This is a genomic window from Alistipes montrealensis, assembly GCF_018362775.1.
Taxonomy (GTDB): domain Bacteria; phylum Bacteroidota; class Bacteroidia; order Bacteroidales; family Rikenellaceae; genus Alistipes; species Alistipes montrealensis.
The window spans coordinates 672,254-684,116 of the sequence record NZ_JAGYXY010000001.1; the positions used below are offsets into that span (position 1 = coordinate 672,254).

At 59.3% G+C, this 11,863-nt stretch carries 9 protein-coding genes; 4 read left to right on the top strand and 5 right to left on the bottom strand.

Annotated features, from left to right (window positions below; all coding sequences use genetic code 11):
• Positions 1-3 precede the first annotated feature (3 nt).
• From KG007_RS02655 to lon, 5 genes are all read right to left on the bottom strand, one after another.
• Positions 4-969: a KpsF/GutQ family sugar-phosphate isomerase gene (locus tag KG007_RS02655; protein WP_213347257.1), complete on the bottom strand. Its 966-nt coding sequence runs from the start codon at positions 967-969 to the stop codon at positions 4-6.
• The gene (gene kdsA, locus KG007_RS02660) at positions 970-1,722 is read right to left on the bottom strand and encodes a 3-deoxy-8-phosphooctulonate synthase (protein ID WP_213347258.1); all 753 of its coding nucleotides are present in this window, start codon (positions 1,720-1,722) and stop codon (positions 970-972) included.
• A gap of 22 nt (positions 1,723-1,744) precedes the next feature.
• Entirely contained in the window at positions 1,745-2,584 is an 840-nt protein-coding gene (locus KG007_RS02665; protein WP_213347259.1) for a DUF5919 domain-containing protein, read from the bottom strand.
• 14 nt (positions 2,585-2,598) lie between these two features.
• Complete coding sequence (kdsB, locus tag KG007_RS02670) at positions 2,599-3,354, bottom strand: 3-deoxy-manno-octulosonate cytidylyltransferase (protein WP_195458473.1); 756 nt, start codon at positions 3,352-3,354, stop codon at positions 2,599-2,601.
• A gap of 170 nt (positions 3,355-3,524) precedes the next feature.
• Positions 3,525-5,954 (bottom strand): endopeptidase La, encoded by a 2,430-nt coding sequence (gene lon / locus KG007_RS02675; protein ID WP_213347260.1) that lies wholly within the window; start codon positions 5,952-5,954, stop codon positions 3,525-3,527.
• A 117-nt stretch (positions 5,955-6,071) separates the two neighbouring features.
• On the opposite strand from lon, the gene KG007_RS02680 reads away from it, so the two are divergent.
• The 4 genes from KG007_RS02680 to KG007_RS02695 all read left to right on the top strand — a co-directional run bounded on the left by KG007_RS02680 (position 6,072) and on the right by KG007_RS02695 (position 11,826).
• Positions 6,072-8,699 carry a valine--tRNA ligase gene (locus KG007_RS02680; protein ID WP_213347261.1) on the top strand — a complete coding sequence of 876 codons (2,628 nt, stop codon included), beginning with the start codon at positions 6,072-6,074 and terminating at the stop codon, positions 8,697-8,699.
• Between the two features lie 129 nt (positions 8,700-8,828).
• On the top strand, positions 8,829-9,293 hold the full coding sequence (rnhA, locus tag KG007_RS02685; protein ID WP_195458476.1) for a ribonuclease HI: 465 nt from the start codon (positions 8,829-8,831) through the stop codon (positions 9,291-9,293).
• Between the two features lie 133 nt (positions 9,294-9,426).
• Positions 9,427-11,256 (top strand): ABC transporter ATP-binding protein, encoded by a 1,830-nt coding sequence (locus KG007_RS02690; protein ID WP_195458477.1) that lies wholly within the window; start codon positions 9,427-9,429, stop codon positions 11,254-11,256.
• A gap of 3 nt (positions 11,257-11,259) precedes the next feature.
• Positions 11,260-11,826, top strand: a complete 567-nt coding sequence (locus KG007_RS02695) for a sugar O-acetyltransferase (RefSeq protein WP_195458478.1) — start codon at positions 11,260-11,262, stop codon at positions 11,824-11,826.
• Positions 11,827-11,863 lie beyond the last annotated feature (37 nt).

The window sequence follows — 11,863 nt, forward strand, 5'->3', positions numbered from 1 at the left end:
GCATCACAATTTAATGTCGTAAATCTGGATCACTCCGGAGAGTTTGCCGCCTTCGTCCGTAACGAGCAGCGAGGTGACCTTGTTGCGGGTCATCATCTTCTCGGCCTCGATAAGTTTTTCGCCCGGAGAGATGGTTTTGGGATTACGCGTGGCAATGTCGGCGGCCGTGATGTTGAAGAACTCCCCGCGCAGGCGTTCCATCGCGCGGCGCACGTCGCCGTCGGTGACGATGCCTTCGATCCGCTCGCCGTCGCAGATCACGATCAGACCCAGCCCGCCCTTCGAAATGGCGTGGATCATCTCCGCAGCCGGGCAGTCAGGCGCGACGACAGGCAGGTCGTGGTCGCGCATGACGTTGCCCACGGTCATCAGCAGACGCCGCCCGAGGCTTCCGCCCGGGTGCAGGCGCGCGAAATCGACGCTCGTAAAGCCCCGCATCTGCATCAGCGACACGGCCAGCGCATCGCCCATGGCGATCTGCGCCGTGGTCGACGAAGTGGGCGCAAGGTGCAGGATGCAGGCCTCCTCCTTCACCCCTACGTCGAGGTGCACATCGGAGTTCTTGGCCAGCGCCGAGTCGGGATTTCCGGTCATCGAGACGATCTTATTGCCGTTGGAATGGATGAAAGGAACGATTTTAAGGATTTCGTCGGTCTCGCCCGAATAGGAGAGGGCCACGACGATATCTTCCTTCGAAATCATGCCCAGATCGCCGTGGAAGGCTTCACCGGGGTGGAGGAAAAAACTCGGGGTTCCGGTCGAAGCGAGCGTCGCGGCGATCTTGCGCCCCACGAGACCCGACTTGCCCATGCCCGTGATGATGCATTTGCCGCGGCTTTCGAGAATCAGTTCCACAGCCGTCGCGAACGCGTCGCCGAGGGTGTCTTCCATGCGCTTGAGCGTCAGCATCTCAGTATGGATCGCCTTGCGGGCAACTTCCAGAATCTGCGCCTTCGTAGTATCGGTCATTTACAGCAAAGATTTAATTAACGGTTCCAGTTCATTGAGCGGCAGCATGTTGGCAGCATCGCTCAGGCCGCGGTCAGGATCGGGGTGCACCTCGAAGAAGAAGCCGTTGGCTCCGAACGCCCCGGCGGCCCGCGCCATGGCGGGAACGAACTCGCGGTTGCCGCCGGTCTTACCGCCCGCAGCGCCGGGACGCTGCACCGAATGGGTGCAGTCCATGATCACCGTAGGGGCGATTTTGAGCATGTCGGGGATATTCCGGAAATCGACAACGAGGTTATTGTAGCCGAACGAATTGCCGCGCTCGGTAAGCCAGATTTCACCGGCTCCGGCCTCGCGGGCCTTTTCGTAGGGATAGAGCATGTCGGCGCCCGAAAGGAACTGGGCTTTTTTGATGTTCACCGTCTTTCCGGTCTTCGCCGCGGCGACCAGCAAATCGGTCTGGCGGCAGAGGAAGGCCGGAATCTGGATCACGTCGACGACCTCGCCGACGGGTACGGCCTGCCACGATTCGTGGATGTCGGTGAGCAGCCGCAGCCCCCACTTCGCCCGCACGTCGGCAAGCATCTGCAACCCCTTTTCGAGTCCCGGGCCGCGGAACGACGAAACCGAGGTGCGGTTGGCCTTGTCGAACGAGGCTTTGAAGATGATTTCCGTGCCGAGGGTCCGGTTGATCGCCGTGAGCTTTTCGGCTACGGTATCGAGCAGTTCGGCCGATTCGATGACGCAGGGTCCTGCGATGAACTTTAGTGACATGGGATTCAATTTACCTTAAACATTAATTTTGCGACGAAAGCCGGGCGATTTCGGCATTCAGGTGTTCGACGAACCCGTCGAATACCACGGGGGCGTTCTGCTCGAGATACCTGACGATACATGCGGACCTCGACCGCTCCCAGATGACATTGAAATGGCCTTCCAACTGGCCGGACAGCGCACTGTCGCCCTTTTTCGACCTGAAAGCGGCGGAATTGACGCCCCGTTTCTCGGCGGTATACAGCCCCCAGACGATTTCGTCGTCGGCCCGGAAGATGGTCAGGTAAGGGCAGCCGTCGTACAGCCGCACCTCGAAACTGCCTTCGTCCGCTTCGTTCAGTAGTTTATTTTTCTTGAGTTCAGTGTAACGGGCCTTGAGTTTCTCGCCGATCTCCACAGCTAGGGCGATGGAGGCGGACAACTCTTTATACACGTCCGCGACCGTCATCTGGTCCTCGGCGGCCCGCTGGCGGACAAAACCGGAAAGGGGATTGAGGAACAGCAGCCGGACCTTCAGCCGGTCACGCAGGATGCGGTCCAACAGGTGATCGTCTTTAGAAATATCCTTGAGCGCCCCGGCGACGGCAATCGACAGCAGGTCGTGATGGTGGCGGACCTGGGAGCGGCTCTTCCGGTAGAATTTAGTCAGGTCGATCCGTTCGTTCGTCAGCAGTTTCATGGGTTCTTCCGGCTCCTTCTCCTTGCATACCTGCAGGATGATATTGACGAAGCAGGCCGCGAAAAGGCCTGTGCCCAACGCCATCAGCAGGCTGCTGACAAACTCGTTGACAAATGAAAGGTTTGCGAACAATATAAATATGACACCCGCCAGGATTCCGATGATATTTATAGTCCTGTTCATACCCCGCCGATTTGCTATTTCCGGTTTTTCAACAAAAACGCTTCGGCCCTTTCGAGGTCCTCGGGGGTATCGATCCCGATCGTCTCGACCTCCGAAATACCCACGCCGATCTTATAGCCGTTCTCCAGCCAGCGCAGTTGTTCCAGCGACTCGGCTTTTTCGAGCGCCGACTGCGGCAGCGCCGTGACAGCCCGCATCACCTCCGCGCGGAAAGCGTAGAGGCCGATATGCTTGTAGTACGTATGGCGCGACAACCACTCTTCGCGCGGCACGCCCTTGAGGTAGGGAATCACCGAACGGGAAAAATAGATGGCCCTCGACTGCGCGTCGAGGACCACTTTCGGGGAATTGGGGTTTTCCAGCGCTTCGAGTCCGTCGGCCTCCGAAAAAGGCTTCACGAGCGTGGCGATGTCGGTCGACGCATCGTCGAAGCAGCGCTTCACGGTCTCCAGCTGCGAAGGCTGGATAAAGGGCTCGTCGCCCTGCACGTTGAAGATCACGTCGTACTCGACACCCTGCTTGCAGTAAGCCTCCCAGCAACGGTCTGTACCGCTTTTATGGTCCGGAGAGGTCATTTCGACCTTTCCGCCGAAAGCCTTCACGGCATCGTAGATTCGCCGGTCGTCGGTGGCGACCACAACGTCGTCCAACACGCCCGCGACCTGCTCGTAGACCCGCTCAATGACGGGCTTGCCGCCCAGCCGGGCCAGCAGTTTAGCCGGGAAACGCGTCGCCGCATAGCGGGCGGGAATAATTGCAATGCATTTCATTGTATAAAAATACCTTTTTTAATCCAAATAACCGCCGCCGGCCTCGTTTTTTTGTCAGGGCGGATAAAATCCGCGGTTTCGGGAAGCCGGCGAGGCAAGAGCATACACGCGGCATGCGGCTGCCCAAACCGGCGAGGGAAACGCCGAAGTTCGCCGCCGTCACGAAAAAACTACACCAAGGCCAGTTTCAGCACCTCTTCGTTGGTCTTCACGTAGTGGAACGTGAGGCCCGCAATATACTCGGGTTTGATCTCGGCGATGTCCTTGCGGTTCTCCTCCGAAAGGATCAGTTCCGTGATGCCGGCACGCTTGGCGGCCAGGATCTTCTCCTTCACGCCGCCCACGGGCATCACCCGGCCACGGAGGGTCGTCTCGCCCGTCATGGCGATGCGCTCCCTGACCTTGCGGCCCGTGTAGCTCGACACGATCGAGGTGACCATCGTAATACCGGCCGATGGACCGTCCTTCGGGATCGCGCCTTCGGGAACGTGGATGTTGATATCGTTCTTCTCGAACATCGCGGGGTCGATACCCAGTTCCTTGTAGTGGGCCATCGTCCACTCGTGGGCGATGGTGGCCGACTCCTTCATCACGTCGCCCAGGTTGCCCGTAAGGCTCACCTTGCCCTTGCCGGGCGTCAGCACCGACTCGATGTAGAGGATGTCGCCGCCGACCTCGGTCCATGCAAGGCCCGTCACGACGCCCGTCATGCCGCCCACTTCGTACTCCTCCCGGAGGAATTTGGGCATGCCGAGGATTTTCTCGATATCTTTCAGCGAAATTTCGGGAGCGAAAGCCTCGTCGAAGGCGATCTGCTTGGCGCGGGCACGGGCGATCTTCGCCAGGTTCTTGTCCAGCGAACGCACGCCGGCTTCACGCGTATAGCAGGCGATGACGTTTTCAACGACCTCCGGGGTCATGGTCATCTCCTGTTCCTTGATGCCGTGGGCCTCGCGCTGCTTGGGCAGCAGGTGGTCCAGGGCGATGCGTATCTTCTCCTCCACGAGGTAACCGGCGATGTTGATCATCTCCATACGGTCGCGCAGCGCCGGGGCGATGTTGGCGATGTTGTTGGCCGTAGCGATGAACAGCACCTTCGACAGGTCGTACTCCATGTCGAGGTAGTTGTCGTGGAAAGTGGTGTTCTGTTCCGGGTCGAGAACCTCCAGCAGGGCGCTCGACGGATCACCGTGGTTCGAAACGGTCACCTTGTCGACCTCGTCGAGGATGATGACGGGGTTCGACGAACCGCAGCGTTTGATGGTCTGGATAATCCGGCCCGGCATGGCGCCGATGTAGGTGCGGCGGTGTCCGCGAATCTCCGACTCGTCGTGCAGGCCGCCCAGCGAGATGCGGCCGAACTTGCGGCCCAGCGCCGCGGCGACCGACTTGCCGAGCGAGGTCTTACCTACTCCCGGAGGGCCGTAGAGGCAGAGGATCGGGGATTTGAGGTCGCCCTTGAGTTTGATGACGGCCAGGTGCTCCAGCAGACGCTCCTTCACCTCTTCCAGACCGAAATGGTCGTGGTCGAGTTGTTCGCGGGCGCACTTGAGGTCGAGGTTGTCCTTCGTCACCTCGTTCCACGGAAGCTCCAGCAGCAGATTGAGGTAGGTCATCTGCACCGAATATTCGGCTACGGCGGGGTTCAGCCGCTCGACCTTCTGCAACTCCTTCTCGAAGGTTTCGCCAACCTCCTCGGGCCAGTTCTTCTTGGACGCCTGCTCGCGCATCTTCTCGATGTCTGCATCGGCGCCGTCGCCCAGTTCGTCCTGGATCGTGCGCATCTGCTGCTGCAGGTAGTAGTCGCGCTGCTGCTTGTCGATCTCCTGCTTGACGCGCTCCTGAATCTGGTTTTTCAGTTCGGCCAGCTGCTGCTCGCGGATCAGGATTTCGAGCAACTTGCGGGCACGGGCCAGCAGGCCGGGAGCCTCCAGCAGCGACTGGCGGTCCTCGTCCGTGAGCTCCATGTTGGAGCAGATGAAATTGATGATGCCGCGCTTCGAGTCGATGTTCTTAATGGCGAAAGCCGCCTCCTTAGGCATCGACGGCGAAACGTTGATGATGTTCAGCGCCACGTCGCGGATCGAGTCCACGAGCGCCTCGAACTCGATGCTCTTCAGGTCGGGGGTCGAATCGCGCAGAGCGGTCACCCGGGCCTTGAAATAGGGCTCGGTGGTGATGTATTCCGTGATCTCGACCTTCTCCAAACCGTTCAGGATCACCGTGAGGTTGCCGTTGGGCATCTCCAGGATCTTGATGATACGCGCAGCGGTTCCGACCTTGTACATGTCGTCCGGCGCAGGGTCTTCGACATCGCTTTCGCGCTGCAGCACGGCGCCCAGGATGCCGCCTTCGGCATTGACGGCGCGCACGAGGTTGATGCTCTTGTCGCGCCCCACCGTAATGGGGGTGATAGCGCCGGGGAAAAGCACCGACGAACGCAGCGTAAGGATGGGTATGATTTCGGGAACTTCGACCTCCTCCACAGGCTCGTCACCGCCGGTCACGATAGGGATCACGCGGTGATTGCCGTCGAGCAGTTCGGGGAGGAGATTCACGTCGTCTACTTCGATGGTTTCGATCTTATCTTTTTTACTCATAGGATATACAGATATATAATGTTGCAAAGATAACGATTTTTTAGAAATTTTATTTTATCTTTGACAGAATGTTAATAACTTTGCATCCCTATAAAACAAAGTTAAACTGAAAGCGCCATGCAAATCGCAGACAAATACGCACCGCAGCAGATCGAATCCAAATGGTACGACTTCTGGATCGACCGGGGGATTTTCCACTCGGAACCCGACCAGCGCGAACCTTACACGATCGTCATCCCGCCCCCCAATGTGACGGGCATGCTCCACATGGGCCACATGCTCAACAACACGCTGCAGGACGTGCTCGTCCGCCGCGCCCGCATGTCGGGAAAGAACGCCTGCTGGGTTCCGGGCATGGACCACGCGTCGATCGCCACGGAGGCCAAAGTCGTAGCAATGCTGCGCGAAAAAGGCATTGAGAAAACGTCGCTCACGCGGGAGAAATTCCTCGAATACGCCTGGGAATGGAAAGAGAAATACGGCGGCGTGATCCTCAAGCAGCTGCGCAAACTGGGCGCTTCGTGCGACTGGGACCGCACGTGCTTCACGATGGACGAACCCCGCACGGAGAGCGTCCTGCGCGTCTTCTGCGACCTCTACGAAAAAGGCAAGATTTACCGCGGCGTGAGGATGGTCAACTGGGACCCCGCAGCGCAGACGGCGCTTTCGGACGAAGAGGTGGTTTTCAAGGAGTCGCACGGCAAACTCTACTACCTGCGTTACCTGGTCGAAGGAACCGATAAGGCGATCATCGTCGCGACGACCCGTCCGGAGACGATCCTGGGCGACACGGCGTTGTGCGTCAATCCCAACGACGAACGTTACGCATGGCTGGCGAAGGACGCCCGCGTCATCGTGCCGCTGGTAGGCCGCTCGATTCCGGTGATCCGCGACGAATACGTGGACATCGAGTTCGGAACGGGAGCACTGAAGGTGACCCCGGCGCACGACGTGAACGACTACATGCTGGGCGAGAAATACGGACTCGAAACCATCGATATTTTCAACGACAACGGCACGATCAACGACAAGGTGGGCCTCTACGTGGGACAGGACCGTTTCGACGTGCGCAGGCAGATCGAAAAGGACCTCGCGGCAGCGGGCCTGCTGGAGAAGACCGAAGACTACACCAACAACGTGGGTTATTCGGAGCGCACGGGCGTAGCCATCGAGCCCAAACTCTCGATGCAGTGGTTCCTCTCGATGCAGGAACTGGCACAGCCCGCGACAAAGGCCGTGATGGAGGACGCGATCCGGTTCGTGCCCGAGAAATACAAGAACACCTACCGTTACTGGATGGAGAACATCAAGGATTGGTGCATTTCGCGCCAGTTGTGGTGGGGCCAGCGCATTCCGGCCTACTACCTCCCGAAAGGCGGTTTCGTGGTCGCCCTGACGGCCGAGGAGGCACTGGAGAAGGCCCGCGCGAAAAGCGGCGACGCATCGCTGCAACTGAGCGATCTGAGGCAGGACGAAGACGTATTGGACACGTGGTTCTCGTCGTGGCTGTGGCCGATTTCGGTATTCGACGGCATCCGCTTCCCGGACAACGAAGAGATCAATTATTACTACCCCACCAACGACCTGGTAACGGCCCCCGACATCATCTTCTTCTGGGTGGCCCGCATGATCATAACCGGTTACGAGTACCGCCACGAAAAGCCCTTCTCGAACGTCTACTTCACAGGTATCGTGCGCGACAAGATCGGCCGCAAGATGTCGAAGCAGTTGGGCAACTCGCCCGACCCGCTGGACCTGATCGCCCAATACGGCGCCGACGGCGTGCGTATGGCCATGCTGATCTCCTCGTCGGCCGGCAACGACGTGATGTTCGACGAAGCGTTGTGCGAACAGGGCCGCAACTTCGGCAACAAGATATGGAACGCCTACCGCCTCGTAAACGGCTGGACGGTGGACGCCGCGGCGGCACAGAGCGAGAACAACCGCCTTGCCGTCGAGTGGTTCGAGCAGGCGTTGGGCCGCTCGCTCCGGCAGATCGCCGACGATTTCAAGACCTACCGCATCTCGGAAGCCTTCAAGGAGGCCTACCGGCTGTTCTGGGACGACTTCAGCGGCCTGTACCTCGAAATGGTGAAGCCCGCCTACGGGCAGCCGATCGACGCCGGGACGATGGAGGCGACCAAAGGGTATTTCGACGCCCTGATGCGCGTACTGCACCCCTTCATGCCGTTCGTCACGGAAGAGATCTGGCAGGACCTCGCACCGCGGGCCGAAGGCGACTCGATCTGCGTGGCGCAGATGCCCCGACCCGCGGCCGAAGACGCCGCGATGCTGGCGCGCTTCGAACTGGCGAAGGAAGTTATCACCTCGGTACGCAACGTCCGCAACCAGAAGAACCTGCCGCAGAAGGAGGCGCTGACACTCCGGGTCATCGCCGACGAGAACTACCCCGCCGAATTCGCCCCCGTATTGGAGAAAATGGCCAACCTCACGGCCATCGAGACCGTCGCGGAGAAGGATCCGGCCGATGCGGCGTTCATCGTCAAGACGACGCAGTATTTCGTGCCGATGGCGGGCAAGATCGACGTGGAGGCTGAAATCGAGAAACTGACGGCGGAACTCAGCTATCAGGAGGGATTCCTCGCCTCGGTGATGAAGAAACTATCGAACGAACGGTTCGTCGCCTCGGCGCCCGAAAAGGTAGTCGCCAACGAGCGCGCCAAACAGGCCGACGCCGAAGCCAAAATCACGGCCATCCGCGAGCAACTGAAAGCACTTAACTAAAAATCCAACCGCACCTGGAACCCCCGCCTCGGCGGGGGCCGGGGAGTGGATCGGACCTGCAAACACGGCGGTATGCCGTAAATTATCAACGTCCGGAAACAGCAGAACGGACTTATCGCACGACACGATTTGCCAGCAATTACAATTTACACCGACGGTTCGGCCCTCGGAAACCCCGGTCCGGGCGGTTACGGCGCGGTGCTTCTCTCGGGGCAGCACCGCAAGGAGTTGTCGCAGGGATTCCGCCTGACGACCAACAACCGCATGGAACTGATGGCCGTGTGCGTCGCTCTCGAAACGCTCAAGTTCGAGGGTTCGGACGTGGTGGTTTACTCCGACTCGAAATACGTCGTCGACGCCGTCACGAAGGGATGGGTCTTCGGATGGGTCCGCAAAGGATTCGCGGGCAAGAAAAATCCCGATCTCTGGATGCGCTTCCTGCGCGCATACAACCGCCACAACGTCCGCTTCGTCTGGGTCAAGGGACACGCCGAGACGGTGGAGAACAACCGCTGCGACTTTCTGGCCGTTGCGGCGGCCAACGACAAGGCACACTGGCTGGAAGATACGGGTTACGACCCCGCAGAGCGGTAGACGGCAAAATCTCCGCTCTTTTTTTGGAACATAGGGAGCCATAGTTCGACGAATTTTCACACTTTTTTCGCTTTTCGGGTTATTATTCCTATCTTTACACCGTTTATTGCGTAACTAAAACCATACGCTCCGAATGTTCAAGATATACATGCGGCTGTTGGGTTTTGCCCGGCCGATCCGAAAATACGCGATCCCCTACTTCTTCTACTCGCTGTTTTACGCGTTGTTCAACTCGCTGACGTTCATGCTGATCATCCCGATCCTGAACACCATGTTCGACGCCAGCTACTCCTTCGAATACGTGGAGACGCTGCCGCCCGTAGAGTTCAACCAGGATTACCTCGCCACGCTCTTCAACTTCACCTATTCGCACATCTTCGAAGAGTACGACCGCCAGAACGTCCTGGTATTGCTGGCCGTTGTAGCCATCTGCATCAGCTTGATGAGCAACCTGTTCCGCTACCTGGGCGCCTGGACCATGGAGAACATGCGCACCCGGACCCTCCAGCGCATGCGCAACGACATGTTCTCGCGCGTGATGGACATGAACGTAGGTTACTTCAGCGACCAGCGCAAGGGCGATGTCATCTCGAAGATCACCTCCGACGTGGGCGTGGTGCAGTTCTGCATCACCAATACCCTCCAGGTATCCTTCCGCGAGCCGTTTCTGATCATCGGCTACATCGCGATGATGCTGGCCATTTCGTGGGAACTGGCGATCTTCTCGATCCTGTTCCTCCCGGTGGTGGCCCTGCTGATCGGCAGCATCGTAAAGAAACTCCGCCACCCGGCCCGCACCAACCAGCAGCGCATGGGCGAGATGGTCTCGACGCTCGACGAATCGCTATCGGGCATCAAGGTCATCAAGAGTTACAATGCCACGGAATACATCAAACAGAAATACTACGCCATCAGCGCCGACCTGGCGCGCCTCACGCTTTCGATGGCCCGCCGGCAGCAGTTGGCCTCGCCCATGAGCGAATTCCTCGGCATCACGGCCGTGGGCGTGATCCTCGTCTTCGGAGGCTCGCTCGTAGCCAAAGGCTCGCTCGACCCCGGCGGATTCATCGCCTTTGTGGCCATCTTCTCGCAGATCACGCGCCCCGTGCGCACCTTTATCGACCAGTTCGCCAACATCAACCAGGGTATTGCCGCCGGCGAGCGCATCTTCACGATCATCGACACGAAACCCGAAATCCAGGACAGCCCCGACGCAAAAGAACTTACGGGACTGAAAGAGAAGATCGAGTTCCGCGACGTGCACTTCTCCTACGACGGGCAGCGCGAAGTGATCGACGGCATTTCGTTCGAAATACGCCGCGGGCAGACCGTAGCGCTGGTAGGTCCCTCGGGCGGCGGCAAGTCGACCCTGAGCGAATTGCTGCCCCGTTTCTACGATCCTACGGCGGGTGAAATCCTGATCGACGGCGTTTCGCTGCGCGACTACACCCAGGAGAGCGTACGCGCGCACATGAGCGTCGTGGCACAGGATACCGTACTTTTCAACGACACGATCGAAGGCAACATCGGAATGGGCAAGCGCGGTGCAACGCACGAAGAGATCGTCGAGGCGGCGAAGGTAGCCAACGCCGACTGCTTCATCCGCGAATGCACCTCGGGTTACGACACCAACATCGGCGACCGGGGCGTAAAACTCTCCGGCGGCCAGCGCCAGCGGCTTTCGATCGCCCGCGCAGTGCTCAAGAATCCCGACATCCTGATTCTCGACGAAGCCACCTCGGCACTTGACACCGAGAGCGAAAAGCTCGTGCAGGACGCCCTCAACAACCTGCTCAAAGGCCGTACGTCGGTGGTCATCGCCCACCGGTTGTCGACCATTCACAATGCCGACCTGATCGTCGTCGTGGACCACGGGCGTGTCGCCGAATGCGGCACGCACAACGAACTGATGGAGCGCAACGGCATCTATGCCAAACTGATCGAAATGCAATCCTTCGACTAGGAAATGACGGAACGGGAAAAGATGCTCAGCGGCGAATGGTTCGATCCCCGGGATGCGGAACTCACCGCCATCCGGGACAACGCCACACGCCTGATGCACCGCCTGAACGCCGAACTATGCGGCCACGACGAGGCCTACCGCGCCACGCTGCGCGAGTTATGCCCCGGCTGCGAAGGCTTCATCCGCGAACCGTTCTACTGCGATTACGGGAATAATATCTCGATCGGCGAACATACGTTCATCAACTTCGGCTGCACGTTCCTCGACCTGGCTCCGATCCGCATCGGCCGTCACACGCTGATCGGCCCCAAAGTGCAACTGCTCACGGCCCTGCATCCGTTCGACGCGGCGGAGCGCCGTGCAGGCCTCGAAGCGGGCCGCCCAATCTCCATCGGCGACGACTGCTGGCTGGGCGGAGGGGTGATCGTCTGCCCAGGCGTCAGGATCGGCGACCGCTCGGTTATCGGCGCCGGGGCCGTCGTCACACGCGACATTCCCGCCGATTCGGTGGCCGCGGGAAACCCGGCACGCGTAATTCGCACGCTGGCTCCGCAGGACAAAACCCAATAGCCCGAAGTCCGGTAAAATCATTCGGGGAAAATTCTTT

Bases quoted from the DNA above. Each gene is read 5' to 3' on its own strand.
- KG007_RS02695 (WP_195458478.1), top strand. From the start codon at position 11,260: ATGACGGAACGGGAAAAGATGCTCAGCGGCGAATGGTTCGATCCCCGG.
- kdsA (WP_213347258.1), bottom strand. From the start codon at position 1,722: ATGTCACTAAAGTTCATCGCAGGACCCTGCGTCATCGAATCGGCCGAA.
- KG007_RS02665 (WP_213347259.1), bottom strand. From the start codon at position 2,584: ATGAACAGGACTATAAATATCATCGGAATCCTGGCGGGTGTCATATTT.
- KG007_RS02655 (WP_213347257.1), bottom strand. From the start codon at position 969: ATGACCGATACTACGAAGGCGCAGATTCTGGAAGTTGCCCGCAAGGCG.
- lon (WP_213347260.1), bottom strand. From the start codon at position 5,954: ATGAGTAAAAAAGATAAGATCGAAACCATCGAAGTAGACGACGTGAAT.
- kdsB (WP_195458473.1), bottom strand. From the start codon at position 3,354: ATGAAATGCATTGCAATTATTCCCGCCCGCTATGCGGCGACGCGTTTC.
- KG007_RS02680 (WP_213347261.1), top strand. From the start codon at position 6,072: ATGCAAATCGCAGACAAATACGCACCGCAGCAGATCGAATCCAAATGG.
- KG007_RS02690 (WP_195458477.1), top strand. From the start codon at position 9,427: ATGTTCAAGATATACATGCGGCTGTTGGGTTTTGCCCGGCCGATCCGA.